Here is an 18,239-nt window from a genome sequence, read left to right on the forward strand (position 1 = left end):
GGACGGTCCTTGCAGCGGCACGGGGCCTCCGCCGGGAACGGGGGCCGCAAACTTCGGTAACGTGGCGAGCGGAACGGAGACGCGCAACCGGCGCGGCAGGGCTGATCTGTCATGCGTCACCGCCGGCGCTTGCACATCGCTGCTCTGTCGGCAAAGAGGGGACACGCACTGCACGCGGGGCCAATCGCATGACCGCCTATGTCGCCGAGCTTGCCTGGGTGGACGGCGCCATCCAGCCGGACGTCGGGCTGGAGGTGGACCCGTCCGGTTATCTGGTCTCGGTCACGCCGGGCGCGGGCACCGGCACCGGCGAGCGCATCCCCGGCCTGGTGGTCCCGGGCCTCGGCAACCTGCACAGCCATGCGTTCCAGCGCGCCATGGCGGGGCTGGCCGAGCGCGCCGGCCCCGAGGGCGACGATTTCTGGCGCTGGCGCGAGGTCATGTACCGCTTCCTCGGCGCGCTCACGCCGGAGGACGTGCAGGCGATCGCGGCCATGCTCTACGCCGAGTGCCTGCGCCACGGCTATACCGCCGTCGCCGAGTTCCACTACCTGCACAATGCGCCGGACGGGACGCCCTATGCCGACCCCGCCGAGATGGCGCGGCGCATCCTGGCGGCGGCAACGGACACCGGCATCGGCCTGACCCTGCTGCCGGTGCTCTATCGGCATGGCGGCTTCGGCGCGGCCCCGCCCGGCCCCGGACAGCGCCGCTTCCTGATGGACATCGACGCCTATGCCCGGCTGTGCCAGGACCTCGCCGCCGTCGCCCGCATCGGCGTGGCCCCGCATTCCCTGCGCGCGGTCACGCCGGAGGAACTGCACGCGGCCCTGGCGATCGCCGATGCGCTGGGGGCGGCCACCCCGGTGCACATCCACATCGCCGAGCAGGAACGCGAAGTGGCCGACTGCCTGGCCTGGAGCGGCCAACGCCCGGTCGAATGGCTATTGGCCCACGCCCCGGTTGGCCCGCGCTGGTGCCTGGTGCACGCCACGCATATTTCCGCCCCTGAAAGCACCGGCCTCGCTGCGTCCGGCGCGGTGGCCGGACTCTGCCAGACCACGGAAGCCAATCTCGGCGACGGCATCTTCCCCCTGCTGCCCTGGCTGGACGCGCGGGGCCGCTTCGGCATCGGCACCGACAGCAACGTTTCCACCAGCCCGGTCGAGGAACTGCGCTGGCTGGAATACACCCAGCGCCTGACCCGGCGGAGGCGCAACGTCACCGCCACACGGGCAGGGGCCTCGGTCGCCGCCAACCTGCTCAGCACGGCGGCGAGCGGCGGGGCGCAGGCCCTGGGACGACAGGCGGGCGCCATTGCCGCGGGCCGGCTGGCTGACCTCGTGGTGCTCGACACCGACCATCCGGCCCTGGTGGGACGCAGCGGCGAGTCCCTGCTGGATGCCTGGTTGTTCAGCGGCAATTCCAGCCCGGTGCGCCACGTGATGGTGGCCGGACGCTGGGTCATCCGGGATGGGCGGCATCCACGCGACACCGAAATTACCGCCGCTTTTGCCGGGACAATGCGGCGACTGGCCGCAGCGCTCTGACGCAGCTCGGGGCGCTGCCCCGAACCCGCCAGGAGGCTTTGCCTCCTGGACCTCCACCAAGGGCGAAGCCCTTGGAACCCATTCAATATCCCTGGGGGTCGCGCCAGAACAACAGGCCGGTGGTGGCAATCGCCGCCGCCATGGCCAGCAACACCGCAATCACGCCCGGCCAGCCTACATGATGCCATGCGCCGCCGGGAATCACGCCGCCCAACGCGCCACCGACATAGTAGCAGGTGACATACAGGCCAACGGCCGTGGACTTCGCCTTGCGGATCGTTGCGGCGATGAAGCCGAGCGACAGCGCCTGCACCACGAACAATCCGCCGCTCATCAACGCCAGCCCGGCGATCACCGCGCCGACATGTGGCACCAGCGTCAGCACCAGTCCCAACGCATCGAGCGCCACCGCCAGCAGCAGCGTCGCCCGCCGGCCGATGCGGATGGTCAGCCGCGTGGACAAGGACGTGGTGACCATGCCCACCAGATAGACCGTGAACACCAGGCCCAGCACGCCCGGACTCAGGTTGAACGGCGGCGCCGCGAGATAGAAATTGACGTAGGTGTAGGCACCGACATTGGTGAACAGCATGCCCATGCCGATGAGGCACGTGGCCAGCAGGCGCACCGTGCGCAGATGCGACAGATAGGTCGCCAGCGCCGAGCGCAGCCCGCCTTCCAGCGGCACGAACCGCCGCTCGCGCGGCAGCACCAGCGCCACGAACGCCGCCCCGAGCAGGCTGACCAGCGCCACCGCCAGGAACCCCACGCGCCAGCCGCCGAATTCGGTGCCCAGGCCGCAGATCATCCGCCCGGCATAGCCGCCGAAGATGGTGCCGACCGAATAGGCGCCGGCCGCGCGCACGCCGGCCGCGCCCTGGCACTCATCGCCGATATAGGCGATGCAGACGGTGAAGATGAAGGGCAGCAGCAATCCCTGCAGGAAGCGCCACGCCACCATGGCCTGCAGCCCCGGCGCCGCCGCCACCAGCAGCGTCGGCACGATCACCGCGAACGCCGCCGTCACGATCAGCGTCTTGCGGCCGAGCCGGTCGGAGATGGTGCCGGCGAAGGGCGCGACACAGGCCACGGCCAGCAACGGCGCAGTGATGGTCCAACCCGTCTGGCCGACGCTGACCCCGAAATCGCGGGCGATGTCGGGCAGGATCGCCTGCGGCGTGTACAGGTTCAGGAAGTTGGTGGCACCGGCCACCGCCACGCCGATGCTGCGCCGGTCGAGCATCACGGCGCGCCGAGGATCGCCTGGCAGGCCGCTGGCAAGGGCGGCGGCCGCCGCGGCGGGCCCGGCGGCTTCGGCGGCAGGTCGAGCTGCGCGAACCACCAGTCCAGCGTGGCGTCGCAGCCGTCACCGGGCGGGGGCGGCGGCGCCTGCACGCACAAAGGCTGGCCTTCGGGACAGCGCAGTCGCAGATGCATGTGGCTGGCATGGCCCCACCAGGGCCGGATCAGCCGCAACCAGGACCGGTCGCCGGTCACCTCGCGGCAGAGCTGCAACTTGATGGCGGGATTGACCAGGATGCGATCGACCCGCGGCAGGCCGGCGGCCAGCCGCAGCAGCGTCACATGCCCGGGCCGCCAGCGCGCCGGATCGACCGCGCGCCCGTCCGGACGCACCAGGCTGGGCGGGTCGATCGCCTCGCGCTCGGCCACCAGGCGCAGCGGATGCGGCGGATCGACATCGAGCCAGATATCGGCGTCGATGCCCATCTGATGGCTGACATGGCCGCCGCGCAACGGGCCGCCCCGGGGGCCGGAGATGTCACCCATGTAGATGTCCGGCAGCCCCGCGGCCTGGGCCAGCCGGCCCAGGCGCAGCAGGGTCGCGATCATGTCCGGATGCCCCCAGAACGAACTGCGGGACGCCCGGATCGTCTGCATTCCGGGGGCGGTATCGGGCAGCGCCACGGCGCCGGCGATGCAGCCCGCCCCCTGACCACCGATCACCCGCACCGGACCGGGCGCGGGTCCGATCCCTCCGGCGGCACCTGTCTGCGCATGTCCGGGCACGGACAGGGCAAGCAACACCAGGGGGACCAGGGCGAACACAAGGCGGCACATGCCCGCATGTGGCGCCGGCGCGGCGGAGCCGTCAACCGTCAGGAGATTAACCCGGCGGAGACGGAATGACGCCGCCGCGCGGCAGGTCAGCGGAACACCACCGATCGTGAAAGATGAAAGTTCAGAAACATGCCGACGGCCACGCCGCCGATGATGGCCAGCACCGGCTGGTCCGCGCAGAGCGGGGAAAACGTCACCAGCAGCGCATAAGTGCCGCGGTTGAGCACGAAGCCCAGCAGGTTGGCGGCCAGGAAGATCGCCCATTGCCGGTGCGCCGGCCCGCTGCCGCGGCCCCGGAAGGTCCAGATGCGATTGAACAGCCAGGTCGTGCTCGCCGCCGTCAGATAGGCGACGACACCGGCGCCGTACAGCCCCAGCAGGCCGCGCGTGCCATAGACCGTGGCCGTGTCCACCAGGAAGCCGACGAAACCGACCGTGCCGAAGCGCAGGAACTCCGCCAGCAGTGGCAGCCTGGGGTGCAACATGCGCGGCATGCAACGGGCAAGGAGGGCTTCCATGCAACGGCGCTTATCCGATGCCGCCGCCGGATGGGAAGTCACGATGGTTGGGATGCCGCAGCGATCCGGCGACATGGCCCGGCGGCCGGCTGCTTGACCGCATCCAGGGGGGGTGACAACACTCCCGACACTTCGCGCCGGAGCCGCCACGACCGGGGCGAGACGGGGTCAAGGGGGAGAAACAACGATGCCGCTGGTCAGCCTCACGGTGAACGGCACGAAGCATACGGTGGAGGTGGAGGGACGGACGCTGCTGGTCGAGCTGCTGCGCGAGCAGCTTGGCCTGACCGGCACGCATGTCGGCTGCGACACCAGCCAGTGCGGGGCCTGTGTGGTCCATGTCAACGGCGAGAGCGTGAAATCCTGCACCATGCTGGCGGTGCAGGCCGACGGTGCCTCGGTGCTGACGATCGAGGGCCTGGCCGCGCCCGATGGCACGCTGCACCCGATGCAGGAGATGTTCCGCGAGCATCACGCCCTGCAATGCGGCTTCTGCACGCCCGGCATGGTCATGAGCGCGATCGACCTGGTGCAGCGCCATCCGGAGGGCCTCACCGAGGCGCAGATCCGCCACGGGCTCGAGGGGAACCTGTGCCGATGCACGGGCTATCATAACATCGTCAAGGCGATCGCCGCGGCGGCGCCGCTGCTGCAGGACAAACAGCCGGTCGTCGCCGAATAGCGCCGGGACCGCAGCGCCGCACAGGGCAGGAGCCCCCGATGTACGATTTTTCCTATGCGAAGCCCGCCAGCCTCGCCGATGCGGTGAAGGCGCTCGGGGCCGAGGACGCGAAGGCGCTGGCCGGTGGCCAGACGCTGATTCCGGTGCTGAAGCAGCGCCTCAACCGGCCTTCGGTGGTCGTGGACCTCGCCGGCCTGGACCTCGCCGGCATCAAGGTCACCGGCGATGCCGTGGTTATCGGCGCCATGACCACGCACGCGGCCATCGCCGACAGCCCCGAGGTGCAGCGGGCCTTTCCGACACTGGCCTGCATGGCCGCCGGCATCGGCGACATCCAGGTGCGCAACCGCGGCACCATCGGCGGCAGCCTGGCCAACAACGATCCGGCCGCCGACTATCCGGCCGCCGTGCTGGCGACCGGGGCGACGATCCGCACCAACAGGCGCGCGCTCGCGGCCGAGGATTTCTTCCAGGGCATGTTCACCACCGCGCTGGAGCCCGACGAGATCATCACCGAGGTGTCGTTCCCGCGTCCGCGCAAGGCGGGCTACCAGAAGTTCCGCAATCCGGCCTCGCGCTACGCCATGGTGGGCGTGTTCGTGGCGGACGGGCCGGCGGGCCTGCGCGTGACCGTGACCGGCGCCGGACAGGATGGCGTGTTCCGCCACGAAGCGATGGAACAGGCACTGGCCAAATCGTGGTCGGCGGACGCGCTGGACGGGATCGTGACCCCGGCGGACGGGCTGAACAGCGACATCCACGGCAGTGCCGAGTACCGGGCCCACCTGATCGGGGTGATGGCGAAGCGCGCGGTGGCGGTGGCGATCTGAGGCTGCGGGGTGGGCTTGACGGCCGGCCCGCCCTGGGCTTGAACCCGCGCCCTTTTGCGGGGGCGCGCATGCTTCAGGTCGGCATCGACTTCGGCACCACCAACAGCGTGATCGCGCTGCTCACGCCGGACGGAGCGGTGCACACCGCAAGGTTCGGGCCGGATGCGCACGAGGTGTTCCGCTCGGTGCTGTGCTTCTGGTCGGAGGAACAGCGGGGCGGCCCGCGCCTGCACCATGCGGCCGGGCCGGGGGCGATCACCGCCTGGCTGGACGATCCGCTGGAAAGCCGGCTGATCATGTCGATGAAGAGCTACCTGGCGCAGCCGAGCTTCGTCGAGACTCGCATCTTCGGCCGCCGCTTCACCCTGCCCGACCTGGTAGCGCTGTTCCTGCGCGCTTTGGCCGAGTCCGCGGGGGTGGTGCCGGCGACGCTGCGGGTGGTCGCCGGCCGGCCGGTGCGCTTCGCCGGCGAATTCGCCGACGACGCGCTGGGTGAGCAGCGCCTGCGCGAGTCCTTCACCGCCGCGGGCTTCACCGACGTGTCGGTGGCGCTGGAGCCGGAAGGGGCAGGGTGGCGCTTCGCCCGCACGCTGACCCGGCCGGCGACCGTGCTGATCGGCGATTTCGGCGGCGGCACCAGCGATTTTTCCCTGTTGCGCTTCGTGCCCGGGGAGGGGATGCAGCCGCTCGGTCATGCCGGCGTGGGCATTGCCGGCGATTCCTTCGACGTGCGCATCATCGACCATGTGGTCAGCCCGCGTCTCGGTCGCGGCGATACCTATACGGTCATGGGCAAGGAATTGCCGGTGCCGCCGGAATGGTTCATCACCTTCGCCCGCTGGCACCGGCTGAGCCTGATGCGCAGCCCGAAGACCCTGCGCGACATCGCCGAGGTGGCCCGCACCGCGCGGCATCCCGAACGGCTGCAGGCGCTGCTGGCGCTGATCGAGGCCGAGCAGGGGTTTCGCCTGTACCAGACGGTGTCGGCGGCGAAGGCGGCCCTCTCGACCGCCGACAGCACGGTGTTGCGCTTCACCTATGGTGATCTGAGGATCGAGGAAACGATCACCCGTACGGATTTCGAGGCCTGGATCGCCCCCGACCTCGCGCGGCTCGAGGCCGCCGTCGACGAGGCGCTGCAGGCGGCCGGGGTCGCGGCGACCGAGGTGGACCATGTCTTCCTCACCGGCGGCACGTCCTTCGTGCCGGCGGTGAGGCGGCTGTTCGAGACGCGCTTCGGCGCCGGGCGGGTCATGGCCGGCGGGGAGTTCGTCTCGGTGGCCGAGGGTCTGGCGCTGATCGGGCAGGAACGCGCCGCCGCGGCCTGATCCATGTCCGGCCGCGGCGCCCCGCGGATCAATCGCCCAGGGCCACGCCTTCGCGCCGCGGATCGGACCCGCCGAGCAGGCCCTGTGGCGTCACGGCGATGATGGTCACCCCGCTGATCGCCTGGTAGGTCCGCACCTTCTGGCCGCGGGCTTCCAGCGCCGGTGCCAGCGCCGTGGCCGGCGTGCCCGCTTCCAGGTCCGCCGTCTCCCCCAGCGTGCCGATATGTGCCGCCGCCGCCGTCGCCTGCGGATCGAGCCGCCAGTCGATCAGCGACACCAGCGCCTGCGCGACATCGCCGATGATGCGCGCCCCGCCCACCGAGCCCAGGGCGAACAGCAGCCGCCCGTCGGCATCGAGCACCAGGGTCGGTGCCATGGAACTGCGCGGCCGCTTGCCGGGCTGCACCCGGTTGGCGACCGGCCGGCCGTTGCGGGCGGGCAGGAAAGAGAAATCCGTGAGCTGGTTGTTGAGCAGGAACCCGCCCACCATGACCCGCGCCCCGAAGGCGTCCTGCACCGTGGTGGTCAGCGCCACCGCGTTGCCGGCATCGTCCACCACCGAGACGTGGCTGGTGCCATGTTCCGGCTGGGGCAGGGCAGGGGCGAGGTTGGGCGCCTCCCAGTTCGGGTTGCCGGCGCGCGCCTCGGCCATGGCATGGTCCTGGTCGATCAGCTGGGCCCGCGCCGTCAGGTATCCCGGGCCGAGCAGCCCGCGCAGCGGCACCGGCACGAAGTCGCTGTCGGCGAGGAAGGTCGCGCGATCGGCCCAGGCGAGCCGCTCTGCCTCCACCAGCAGTTGGGCCGCGTCGGCGCCGCCGGGCGGCAGCGAGGCCATGTCGAAATGCGCGAGCAGGCCAAGTGCCTGCAGCACCGTCGGCCCGCCCGAGGAGGGCGGCCCCATGCCGCAGACCAGCACGCTGCGATAGGGGGCGCAGACCGGCTCGCGCCGCTTCGGCGCATAGGCGGCGAGGTCATCGACCGTCAGCAGCCCCGGATTGGCATCGGTGCGCACCGCCCGGGCGATCGCCGCCGCCACCGCGCCGCGATGCAGCGCGTCGGCGCCGCCGGCGGCAAGGGCGCGCAGGGTCTCGGCGAGCGGGCGGTTCACCAGCAGGGTGCCTGCCGCCAGCGGGGTGCCGTCGGCGTGCAGGAAGACCGCCCGCGGCCCGGCGCGCGTGGCCAGGCGTTGCGCATCGGCGGCGATCGCGCCGGCCAGGCGCGGCGAGACCAGGAAGCCATGCTCGGCCAGGTGGATGGCCTCGGCGAACAGGCGTTCCCAGCGCAGGCGGCCATGCCGGCGATGCGCGGCTTCCAGCATGCGGATGGCGCCCGGGACGCCCACCGCGCGCCCGCCCAGCCCGGCCTCGTAGAAGCCCATCGGCTGGCCGTCCGGTCCGAGGAACAGGTCCGGGCCCGCCGCCGCCGGCGCGGTTTCCCGCCCGTCCCAACTGGTCACCGCCCGGCTGGCCGCATCGTAGTGCAGCATGACCGCGCCGCCCCCCAGCCCGGAGGATTGCGGCTCCACCACCGCCAGCACGAATTGCGCGGCGATCGCGGCATCCAGCGCCGTACCGCCCTCGCGCAGCACCGCCAGCCCCGCCTGTGCCGCCAGGGGATGCGCCGCCGCGACCATGTGGGTGTGTGCGCGCGCGGGATCGGCCGTGGCCGGCGCCGGGGCGAACAGGACCGCCAGCCACAGCACCAGGGCCGTGGCGGCGATCCGAAGCGTTCTGCTTCTCATGGGCACATGTTGCCAGCCCGGCCCCGGCTCTGGAACTCTCCAGCCGATGAGCGGAACGGTACGCAGCCGAGTCGGGCGGGAGGCACAGGCACGGGGGGTGGATGCCGAGTCCGCCGCCTGCGCCGCCCTGCTGGACGAGGGCTGGGCGCTGCTGGGACGACGGCTGCGCACCATCGCCGGTGAGATCGATATCGTCGCCGAGAAGGACGGGCTGGTCGCCTTCGTCGAGGTCAAGAGCCGCCCGACCCTGGCCGGGGCCGCCGGCGCGCTCGGGCCACGACAGCGTGAGCGCCTGCTGGCGGCGGGCGAATGGCTGCTGGCGGCCAATCCCGGCTGGGGGCTGGCCGGGGCGCGATTCGACGTGCTGGTGGTGGATGCCACCGGGCGGGTGCGGCGCATCGCCGACGCGTTCCGCCGGGAGGGATGACCGGGACGTGGCTTCGGCGTATTGCTGGGGCGATCCCGCTGATATGACGGAGCCGAAATGATATCGCCTCTGCGCGCACTGCCGCTCCTTGCCGTGGTCACGGCGACGCTGCTTCTTCCCGCCACCGTCCGTGCCCAGCAGCAGCCGCCGGAGCCGCTTCCCTCGGCGCGGCTGCCGATCCCCGACGTGGACGAAAACGCCGCGCCGATCGCCTTCCTGGAAGCGGCACGCGGCGCCATCGCCGCCGGCAATATCGGCGAGGCCCAGGAAGCGCTCGAACGCGCGGAAAGCCGGGCGCTGGACCGCTCGGTCCGGCCCTCGCGTGCCGGCATTCCCGACAGCCAGCCGCTGGTCCAGAAGATCGGGGCAGCGCGGCAGGCCCTGCAGGCCGGTGACCGGATGCGGGCGCTGCAGTCGGTCGAGGCGGCCCTGGCAACCGCGACGCAGAATCAGGACTGATCCCGCGCCGCGACGCGGACAGTGACACCGATGATGGAGACGCTCCAAAGCCTGATCCGGGACCATCCGTCCGAGATCATGGCCATCGCGATTTTCGTCCTGACCTATCTCGCCGTCGCCATCGGCCGCGTGCCGGGGCTGCACATCGATCGTGCCGGCATGGCCTTCCTGGGGGCGGCGCTGATGGTCGCCGCCGGCGTGCTGCCGCTGGACGCCGCCTATCGGGCGATCGACTGGGATACCATCGCACTGCTGCTGGGCATGATGCTGGTGGTGGCCAATCTGCGGCTGGCCGGGTTCTTTCGCCTGATCACCGCCTGGGCAGTGCGGCGGGCGCATCACCCGTTGCTGCTGCTGGGCGCCATCATCCTGGTAGCCGGCGTGCTCTCGGCCTTCCTGGTCAACGACACGGTCTGCCTGGTGATGGCGCCGCTGGTGGTGGAGGTGGTGCTGCACCTGCGGCGCAATCCCGTGCCGTATGTGATCGCGATTCCGCTCGCCTCCAATGCCGGCAGCGTGGCGACCATCACCGGCAATCCGCAGAACATGATCGTCGGCAGTCTGTCGCAGATCCCGTATCTGCACTTCGCCGCGGCGCTGGCGCCGGTGGCGGTGGCGGGGCTGGTGCTGACCCTGGTCCTGGTGGCGTTGGTCTGGTGGCGGGAATTCCTGCGTGGTGGCCGGCTCAGTGCCGAGCCGCCGCCGACCTATGTGCACCGGGCCTTGCTGATCAAGGCGTTGCTGGTGCTGGCCGGGCTGGTGGCTGCCTTCGCCGCGGGGGTGCGGCCATCCCTGGCCGCGCTGGTCGCCGGCGCGGTGCTGTTGCCGAGCCGGCGCGTCAAGGTCGGCAAGATGTATCGGGAGGTGGACTGGCCGCTGTTGCTGATGTTTGCCGGGCTGTTCGTGGTGGTGACGGGCCTGGAGCGCAGCGTGCTTGGCAGTCTCGACGGTGCGGTGCCGCGGCTGGGCACGGCGCCGGTGCTGGCCGGGGTGACCGCGGTGCTGTCCAATCTGGTGAGCAACGTGCCGGCGGTGTTGTTGCTCAAGCCGTTCGTGGCGTCGTCGCAGGATTGGCTGGTGGTGGCGATGGCTGCCACGCTGGCCGGCAACTTCACGATCCTGGGGTCGGTGGCCAATTTGATCGTGGTGCAGGCGGCCCGTGCCCGGGGCATCGAGATCGGCTTCTGGACCTATTTCAAGGTCGGCGCACCGCTGAGTGTGCTCTCGATTCTGGTCGGCCTGGCTCTGCTCTGAGGTTTCCAGGCCCCGTTTCTTACCGCGCGGTTTGGGCGCCGCGGATCATGGCGCCGCAATCGTTGTCTTCCCCCAGCCCGAGCTGAATGGTGGGAATCAAGGCGGCGAGCGGCGTCAGCAGCAGGCCGAGTCCGGCGGCGGCGCCCGCGCGGGCAGTGGTTTCCGCGCCCGGGCGGATGGTTGGGCTGCGCAGCCTGCCCCCGATATCGATCGGCCCCGGCAGCGAGCCGATGCTGAAATGCTTGGCTTCGGTCTTCAGTTCGAGGTTGAGGGTTTCGTTGCGCAGGTTGACGCGCCCCGTGCCGATGACGTTGGCCGCCTCGGTATCCAGCACCAGGGTACGCAGTTCGACCATGCCCTGCCGCAGCGGCAGGTCGGCGACCATGCAGCGGATCCGGGTGCGGTCCGGCAGGCCAAGCGCGGAAAGCAGGGAGGTGCCGAATTCCAGGCCCGACAGGTTGACAAGCAGGGCGCTGAGGTCGCCGCCGGTCATGAACAGTTTCAGACTGCCATCCGCCGCCCCCAGGATGGTGGCAAGCGAGGTGCCGCTGCCTTCGACCACGGCCTGACCGCCGATGGTGCCGCCGCCGCCGAAGCTCTGGGTGGCTGCCATGATGCGCGCGAGATCGAGCTGGCGAAACGCCACGTCGGCGCGGATGCGCACCGATTTTTCCAGTGGCGTGAGCGCCACGTTCGCCTCGATGCGGCCGCGTCCGACTCCGAACGTGGCCGGATGCACCCGCAACGCCCCGTCCTTGAGCGTGAGCTCGGCGGCGAGGTCGTCGAGGGGCATGGATTTTCCCTCGATACGCTTGCCACGGTATGTCAGGTCGACATCGGCAAAGCGCAGCGCGGGCAGGCTGATGGGGGTATCGGGCAGCAGCTTCGCAGTCGGCGGTGGCGTGGGGGCGTTCGGATTGGCTCCGATCAGGCCGCCGAGATCGGCAAGGTCGATCCGCTCGGAGGCGAGGTTCGCCGCCACCTGCGGCCGTTCGGTGCCGGGATCGACCGAGATCGTCCCGCCGATGTCGGAGCGGCCGACCTTGCCGCTGATGTCGGTGAAGCGGAATCGTCCTTGTGCGTAGTCGATGCGGCCGGTCAGCCGGAACGGCCTGGTGTCGGGCAGCGGGATGCCAGAGAGCGGCGTGAGCCGGGCGATGTTGGGACCGCGCAGGTCGAGCCGCAGGTCGGCGCCGCCGAAGGCGGTGGGATCGAGCAGCGTCCCCTTGAGGTCGACCTGGGTCGGGCCGTTCTCCAGGTGCAGGTCAACGGGGTAGGGGTTGTCCTTGTCGCGGATGGCCAGCAGGGCGCCGCCCTCGAAGCGGCCGGTGATGGGGGCACCGGCGTATGTTCCCTTGGCTGTCACCACGATCCGGCTCTGCTTCTGCCGGTCTTCGGGGGACGTGTCACCCGGTGGGGCGCGGGTCGCGATATCGAGACTGAAATCCGCCCGCAACCTGGGGACCAGGGCATGCAGGTGTCCGTCCTCGATATGCACCGCCCCGAGCGTCGGGCGGGAACCGCCGGCCGTGTCCCGCGCCTGCTGCTGTGCCTGGGCGGGGTCGGTTTTCTCCGTGAAGGTCCAGTTGTTGCGACCGTCGGACAGGGCACGGGCCTCGACGACCGGCCGGATGACCGTGATTTCGGTCAGGCCGACGCTGCGGTCGCGCAGCCAGGCCATGGCGTCGACGGTGACGCCGATGCGTTCGATGCGCGCCAGTGGTGGCGCGTCGTCCGGGAAATCGGGGGGATTTTCCACCTCCAGCCCCTCGACCGTCACCACAGGATTGCGGGCCAGGGTGAGGTGAAGATGCTGAATGTTGACAGGACGGCCAAGTGACGCGCTTGCCTGTCGCTCGGCCAGTGGGACGAACCAGTCCCAGTTCCAGACGGCGATGAGGAGGGCGATGGCACCGGCCAACGCAACAATTACACCAGTCGCAATTTTTAGGGAACGGCTCATTTTGTTGATCTTGCGCGTCCCCTGGCGGATATGCATTGAGGAGCGAATGCATTTATCCTGTCAGCAACGCCCGTCTGACGCGATTGGTTCCGCCATGCGGTGGGGTTGTGCCGATGCCAGAGCCGGGGCCTTGGGTGAACGCAAAAGAGGCGTTAAAAATCCATTAAAACCACCAACGATTGATCACCGGAGTGCCAGGCAGCCCGTTATGCTTCTCTGTATGCCTGTGCGGGTCACCATTGCCCCGACGAATTGCTGACACGGAATGAACGCCCTGCCCGACCTGCCTCAACCTGTTCCTCGCATCCTCGTCGTCGACGACGAGGTTGAGGTGAGGGAAATCCTCGCCGAAACCCTCGAGGATTTCGGCTATTCCGTCATGACCGCCGGCAACGGCGAGGAAGCGCTGTCGGTGGTGCTGCGCGAGCACGGCGTGGGCCTTGTCATCACCGATGTACGGATGCCCGGGATGACCGGGCTGGAACTGGCCGATCAGATCCGCCACCGCCGCCCGGACGTGAAGGTGGTACTGATCTCCGGGTATTTCCTGCCCCAGGCGGTGCCTCAGCGCTTTCTCAAGAAGCCTTTCCATATGAAGGATCTTGCGGCCATCGTCCGGGCCGAGCTGGGATAGCTTGACGTAATCCCCGGACAGCCGGACCAGTAATACAAACGTACGCAGCCGGCCGACGATCCGCCGGCCAGCCCGTTACCGGCCTGACTCACATCCTCTGCGCCGGGTCAGCGGCCCGGGGCATGCCGCTCAGCCGGGATCTGTGGTTAATGGTTGGACGGGCCGTGAATGCAGAGCACCGTCTCTCCAGTGGCCACGCTGGGCGTGCCGCTGACGAATTCGGCGAGATTGGCCTTGACGAATTCCGACGCACGCGCCTGAGAGGCCAGTGCCGCCTCGTAAGTGTCGAATAAAGATATCGTCGTCAACCGACCTTCCTTCGAATCCACCATGTAATAAGCCTGGAATCCTGGAGTCGTGTTCAGGTACGGCACAAAGCTGCGTTGGACGCGCCGGGCGAATTCAGCAACACAGCCTTCCTGCACTTCGTACGAGCGAATGCTGACGTACATCACGGCCTCCCCTGAATGATCGACCCCGCCGAAAGATCATGCTCCCGATAAGTTTCCGGTTCAATGAACAAGCCAGCATTCCTGTGAACAACACCGGAAAGCGATTGCGGAAGACAGCGGCCGTCTTTTGACCCATGCCGTTCCGCGTCATGGAATTATTGCAATTGTGTGACGCGGCGAAGCGCAGCACGCCCTGATTTACAATCGCCGGCCATTATCGCCATGGCGATTTTCCCATCATGACAATTCGACATAAGGTTGCTCTCCCTTGCGCGGCCATGCCGTGCCGCGCGGTCAACGGAGAATTCAGGGCATGAAACCAATTGCCGCCCTGCTGGCAGTGCTGCTGGCGATGCCGGCCGTGGCACAGGCCGAGGCCGTGCTGGACGCCATCAAGACACGCGGCACCCTGCGCGTGGGCACCACCGGCGACTACAAGCCCTTCACCTTCCGCAACGCCGATGGCACCTATGCCGGCGCCGATATCGAAATGGCGCAACGGTTGGCCGGCACGATCGGGGTGCGGCTCGAAATCGTGCCGACGACCTGGGCGAAGCTCAACGCCGACTATGCCGCCGGCCGCTTCGACATCGCCATGGGCGGCGTGACCAACCTGCCGGCCCGTGCCGCCATGGGCCCCTTCAGCCGCACCGTGTTCGTCGACGGCAAGCGCCCGATCGCCCGTTGCGCTGATCGCGACCGCTTCACCTCCATCGCCGCGATCAACCTCCCCACCGTCCGCGTGGTGGTCAATCCCGGCGCGGCCAACGAACAATTCGCGCGCGCCAACTTCCCCGCCGCCACCCTGACCGTGCACGCCGACAACGCCACCGTGTTCGATGAGATCGCCGCCGGCCGGGCCGACGTGATGGTGACCGACGGCATCGAAGTGGACCACCAGGCTCACCTGAAACCGTCCTTGTGCCCCACCGCCGTGCCCGCGCCCTTTACCCATCTGGAAAAGGCGTACTGGCTGCAGAAGGACAGCGATTTCGAACACCTCGTCGCCACCTGGCTCGACACCGAGATCGGCTCGGGACAGTGGCAGAAGACACTGACGGCGGCCCAGCAGGCGCCCTGACAGCACCACGGGAATTTCCGCTCAGGGAGGGGGTTGCGGCGCCATGGCGCCGCCCTATCTGAGGAGTCCCTGTCAACAACTGAAAGGAGGTGATCCAGTGTCTCATTGTCTGAAGCCGGCTGCCGCCGTGACCTGGATGACCACCGTCGGACGCCCTCTGACGCACTGAACGGTCCTCCGGCCGTTGGCTCAAACAATGCGAAGGCCCCGGTAACAATCGGGGCCTTCTTCATTTGCAACGTAAGGAAGTCGGGCTCCGCCCGAACCCGCCGGGGCCATTCGGCCCCGGACCCCGGTCGCGCTGCGCGGCTTAGCCTCGGCCGATGAACGGCATCTTCGTGGCCATCACCGTGATGAACTGGACGTTCGCGTCCGGGGGAAGAGAAGCCATATACACCAGGGTCCGGCCGACCGCCTCGACATCCATCGTCGGCTCTACCCGCACCGAACCATCGGCCTGCGGCACACCCCGCGCCATGCGCGCCGTCATCGGCGTCGCCGCATTGCCGATGTCGATCTGGCCACAGGCGATGTCGAAGTCACGGCCATCCAGCGAAATCGACCGGGTCAGCCCGGTGATGGCATGCTTGGTCGCCGTGTAGGCGGCGGAGCCCGGCCGCGGCACATGCGCCGAAATCGAACCGTTGTTGATGATGCGCCCACCCCGCGGTGATTGCGCGCGCATCAGCCGGAACGCGGCATTGGCGACCAGGAAACACCCATTCAGGTTGACCGCCACCACACCCGACCACTGCTCCCAGGTCATGTCGCCGAAATTCGTCGCCGGCACATTGCCGCCGGCATTGTTGAACAACAGATCAAGCCGGCCGAACCGCGCCTGCGTGGCATCGAACAAGGCTTCGACCTCGGCGGGCCGGGTCACGTCGGTGGCGACGGACAAGGTGCGGTCGGCGGCCCCGGACAGCGCCGCTGTTTCTTCCAGCGCCTCGTGGCGCCGTCCGGCGAGCACCACCGACCAGCCGTCCCGCAGCAGCGCCAGCGCCGCCGCACGGCCCACGCCACTGCCCGCCCCCGTGACCATGGCGATCCTGCTCATGCGGCTGTCTCCCCCGACCCGGCCTGAACCTGCATGGAAAACACTGCGGTCATGGCGCGATCATGTCCAGGTGCCGGGCCGGCTCATCCGCCACCGGCGGCGCACCGAAAATCCGGGCATGGCGCGCGGCATAGCGCGGCCAGGCCTCGGGATTGAGCAGGCGCGGCGGACGGCTGCCATCAAGGATGTCGAGCAACTGCTCGGCGGCGATGCGGGCGATGTGCTCGTAGGATTCCCGGGTCACGCCGGCGATATGCGGGCTGGCGATCACGTTCTCGAAGCGCAGCAGCGGATGATCGGGCGATGGCGGCTCGTGCGCCCAGACATCCAGCCCGGCCCCGCCCAGCGCCCCGCTGGCCAGCGCGGCCGCGAGCGCGCCCTCGTCGTGGATGCCGCCACGGGCACTGGTGATGAAAATGGCGCCGGGCCGCATCAGCGCGAATTCGCGCGCGCCGATCATGTTCAGCGTCTCCGCCGTGCGCGGGCAGTTGACCGAAACGAAGTCGGCCTGCCGCAGCAGGTCCTCCAGCCCGACCTTCGCGGCGCCACGGGCGGCGATCCATTCCGCCGTCAGGTAGGGGTCGCAGGCCAGCACGCGCATGCCGAAGGCGCCCCGGCAGATCTCGGCCACACGGGCGCCGGTGTTGCCGAGGCCGATGATGCCGATGGTCTTTCCGAAGATGTTGTGGCCGATATAGTCCTTGCGGCGGATGCCGGGCTCGCGGCGCATGTGCCGGTCCGCCTGGATGATACGTTTGGACAGCACCAGCATCATGCCCAGCACGTGTTCGGCCACCGCTTCCCGGTTGCCGCCGGCCTGGTGCACCGCCAGCACGCCGGCCTCGGTGCAGGCGGTGACGTCGATCGTGTCGTAGCCCGCGCCACTGGAGGAGACCACCAGCAGGTTGGGCGCCCGCGCCAGCAGCCCGGCGGTCGCATGGAACCGCAGCGGCAGCTCGGAGCGGGTGGCGCCGATCTGGTAGGCGTGGGCGGCGCCGATCACCGCCTCGACCTCGCTGTCCGGGCTGTCGTTGTCCAGCCGGTCCAGGCGGATGTCGGGCCGGGCCAGCAGCAGGTCGGCGAAGACCTGATGACTCAGGCGGTTGAAGTAGAAGACGCGCTTGGTCTCGACGGTGGCCATGCAACGGACCTCGACAGACGGGCGCGGCAACCTAATGGCGGATCCCCAAGGCCACAATCGCGCCCGGGGCGTCCGAGGCGCGCCCCCATTGCATGCCACGCGGCTGAGCAGGAACGGTTTCCGGCCCGGCTTTCTTTGGGTCTTCGCCTTTGCCGCCCCGACCCGCTACCCTTTCGCCAGCCAGACGGAGGACCGATCCTTGGGATTCAGGAGCACGCAGCGTTACATCGCCTCGCGCGATCTGGAAGTGGCCGTGAACGCGGCGGTGACGCTGCAACGGCCGCTGCTGGTGAAGGGGGAACCCGGCACCGGCAAGACCGTGCTGGCCCAGGAAGTCGCCACCGCGCTGGGGCTGCGCCTGATCGAATGGCACATCAAGTCAACCACCAAGGCGCAGCAGGGGCTTTACGAGTACGATGCGGTATCCCGCCTGCGCGATGGCCAGCTCGGCGATCCGCGGGTGCATGACATCTCCAACTACATCCTGCGCGGCAAGCTCTGGGAAGCGTTCGAGAGTCCCGATCCGGTGGTGGTGCTGATCGACGAGATCGACAAGGCCGACATCGAGTTTCCCAACGATCTGCTGCTGGAACTCGACCGCATGGAGTTCCATGTCTACGAAACGCGGCAGACCATCGCCGCCCGGCACCGCCCGATCGTGCTGATCACCAGCAACAACGAGAAGGAACTGCCCGACGCCTTCCTGCGGCGCTGCTTCTTCCACTACATCCGCTTTCCCGACCGCGAGACGATGGAGCGGATCGTGCAGGCGCATTACCCGGACATCCGCCAGGACCTCGCGCGCGAGGCGCTGGAGCTGTTCTTCCGCATCCGCGACGTGCCCGGCCTGAAGAAGAAGCCGGCGACTTCCGAGCTGCTGGACTGGCTGAAGCTGCTGATGACCGAGGACCTGCCGGCCGAGGCGCTGCGCGCGCGCGAGCCGCAACTGGTGATCCCGCCGCTGCACGGGGCGCTGCTGAAGAACGAGCAGGACGTGCAACTGTTCGAGCGGCTGGCCTTCCTTTCGCGCCGCGGCGGTTAGC

18 protein-coding genes are annotated in these 18,239 nt (G+C 69.2%); 10 read left to right on the plus strand and 8 right to left on the minus strand.

The genetic code is table 11. The features are described from left to right. Positions 1-188 precede the first annotated feature (188 nt). Positions 189-1,550, plus strand: coding sequence for a formimidoylglutamate deiminase (locus tag NBY65_RS25560; RefSeq protein ID WP_150041241.1), 1,362 nt, complete (start codon positions 189-191; stop codon positions 1,548-1,550). 82 nt (positions 1,551-1,632) lie between these two features. Here the strand turns inward: NBY65_RS25560 and NBY65_RS25565 are convergent, their stop codons facing one another. From NBY65_RS25565 to NBY65_RS25575, 3 genes are all read right to left on the minus strand, one after another. Further along, on the minus strand, positions 1,633-2,793 hold the full coding sequence (locus NBY65_RS25565; RefSeq protein ID WP_150041242.1) for an MFS transporter: 1,161 nt from the start codon (positions 2,791-2,793) through the stop codon (positions 1,633-1,635). After that, complete coding sequence (mepA, locus tag NBY65_RS25570; protein ID WP_150041243.1) at positions 2,793-3,629, minus strand: penicillin-insensitive murein endopeptidase; 837 nt, start codon at positions 3,627-3,629, stop codon at positions 2,793-2,795. Before mepA ends, NBY65_RS25565 begins: the two co-directional genes overlap by 1 nt. A gap of 86 nt (positions 3,630-3,715) precedes the next feature. Then, positions 3,716-4,114 carry a GtrA family protein gene (locus NBY65_RS25575; protein WP_150041244.1) on the minus strand — a complete coding sequence of 133 codons (399 nt, stop codon included), beginning with the start codon at positions 4,112-4,114 and terminating at the stop codon, positions 3,716-3,718. A gap of 220 nt (positions 4,115-4,334) precedes the next feature. Here NBY65_RS25575 and NBY65_RS25580 point away from each other — a divergent pair, with 220 nt between their 5' ends. The 3 genes from NBY65_RS25580 to NBY65_RS25590 all read left to right on the plus strand — a co-directional run bounded on the left by NBY65_RS25580 (position 4,335) and on the right by NBY65_RS25590 (position 6,987). After that, positions 4,335-4,829 (plus strand): (2Fe-2S)-binding protein, encoded by a 495-nt coding sequence (locus tag NBY65_RS25580; RefSeq protein ID WP_150041245.1) that lies wholly within the window; start codon positions 4,335-4,337, stop codon positions 4,827-4,829. A 38-nt stretch (positions 4,830-4,867) separates the two neighbouring features. Beyond that, a complete protein-coding gene (locus NBY65_RS25585; protein WP_150041246.1) occupies positions 4,868-5,659 on the plus strand; it encodes an FAD binding domain-containing protein in 792 nt (263 codons plus the stop codon). 68 nt (positions 5,660-5,727) lie between these two features. Continuing rightward, positions 5,728-6,987: an Hsp70 family protein gene (locus tag NBY65_RS25590; RefSeq protein WP_150041247.1), complete on the plus strand. Its 1,260-nt coding sequence runs from the start codon at positions 5,728-5,730 to the stop codon at positions 6,985-6,987. A 28-nt stretch (positions 6,988-7,015) separates the two neighbouring features. On the opposite strand, the gene ggt is transcribed toward NBY65_RS25590, so the two are convergent. After that, entirely contained in the window at positions 7,016-8,728 is a 1,713-nt protein-coding gene (gene ggt / locus NBY65_RS25595; protein WP_150041248.1) for a gamma-glutamyltransferase, read from the minus strand. Positions 8,729-8,774: 46 nt separating this feature from the next. Between ggt and NBY65_RS25600 the strand changes: the two genes are divergently transcribed. From NBY65_RS25600 to NBY65_RS25610, 3 genes are read left to right on the plus strand one after another with little or no spacing between them, the layout of a single operon-like run. After that, a complete protein-coding gene (locus tag NBY65_RS25600; protein ID WP_150041249.1) occupies positions 8,775-9,155 on the plus strand; it encodes a YraN family protein in 381 nt (126 codons plus the stop codon). Between the two features lie 57 nt (positions 9,156-9,212). Continuing rightward, positions 9,213-9,614, plus strand: a complete 402-nt coding sequence (locus tag NBY65_RS25605; protein ID WP_150041250.1) for a hypothetical protein — start codon at positions 9,213-9,215, stop codon at positions 9,612-9,614. Positions 9,615-9,644: 30 nt separating this feature from the next. Beyond that, positions 9,645-10,868, plus strand: a complete 1,224-nt coding sequence (locus tag NBY65_RS25610) for an anion transporter (RefSeq protein ID WP_150041251.1) — start codon at positions 9,645-9,647, stop codon at positions 10,866-10,868. A 19-nt stretch (positions 10,869-10,887) separates the two neighbouring features. Here NBY65_RS25610 and NBY65_RS25615 read toward each other — a convergent pair whose 3' ends face one another. After that, positions 10,888-12,867 (minus strand): AsmA family protein, encoded by a 1,980-nt coding sequence (locus NBY65_RS25615; RefSeq protein WP_150041252.1) that lies wholly within the window; start codon positions 12,865-12,867, stop codon positions 10,888-10,890. Positions 12,868-13,096: 229 nt separating this feature from the next. On the opposite strand from NBY65_RS25615, the gene NBY65_RS25620 reads away from it, so the two are divergent. After that, positions 13,097-13,465, plus strand: coding sequence for a response regulator (locus NBY65_RS25620; RefSeq protein ID WP_150041253.1), 369 nt, complete (start codon positions 13,097-13,099; stop codon positions 13,463-13,465). Between the two features lie 146 nt (positions 13,466-13,611). Here the strand turns inward: NBY65_RS25620 and NBY65_RS25625 are convergent, their stop codons facing one another. Further along, positions 13,612-13,917 carry an antibiotic biosynthesis monooxygenase family protein gene (locus NBY65_RS25625; RefSeq protein WP_150041254.1) on the minus strand — a complete coding sequence of 102 codons (306 nt, stop codon included), beginning with the start codon at positions 13,915-13,917 and terminating at the stop codon, positions 13,612-13,614. Positions 13,918-14,230: 313 nt separating this feature from the next. Here NBY65_RS25625 and NBY65_RS25630 point away from each other — a divergent pair, with 313 nt between their 5' ends. Then, the gene (locus NBY65_RS25630) at positions 14,231-14,998 is read left to right on the plus strand and encodes a transporter substrate-binding domain-containing protein (RefSeq protein WP_150041255.1); all 768 of its coding nucleotides are present in this window, start codon (positions 14,231-14,233) and stop codon (positions 14,996-14,998) included. Between the two features lie 310 nt (positions 14,999-15,308). Here the strand turns inward: NBY65_RS25630 and NBY65_RS25635 are convergent, their stop codons facing one another. Both NBY65_RS25635 and NBY65_RS25640 read right to left on the minus strand, forming a co-directional pair. Next, on the minus strand, positions 15,309-16,055 hold the full coding sequence (locus NBY65_RS25635) for an SDR family oxidoreductase (protein WP_150041256.1): 747 nt from the start codon (positions 16,053-16,055) through the stop codon (positions 15,309-15,311). 49 nt (positions 16,056-16,104) lie between these two features. Then, positions 16,105-17,196: an NAD(P)-dependent oxidoreductase gene (locus tag NBY65_RS25640; RefSeq protein ID WP_150041257.1), complete on the minus strand. Its 1,092-nt coding sequence runs from the start codon at positions 17,194-17,196 to the stop codon at positions 16,105-16,107. Between the two features lie 199 nt (positions 17,197-17,395). Here NBY65_RS25640 and NBY65_RS25645 point away from each other — a divergent pair, with 199 nt between their 5' ends. Beyond that, positions 17,396-18,238 (plus strand): AAA family ATPase, encoded by an 843-nt coding sequence (locus NBY65_RS25645; protein WP_150041258.1) that lies wholly within the window; start codon positions 17,396-17,398, stop codon positions 18,236-18,238. Position 18,239 lies beyond the last annotated feature (1 nt).

The organism is Rhodovastum atsumiense (assembly GCF_937425535.1).
Taxonomy (GTDB): Bacteria; Pseudomonadota; Alphaproteobacteria; order Acetobacterales; family Acetobacteraceae; genus Rhodovastum; species Rhodovastum atsumiense.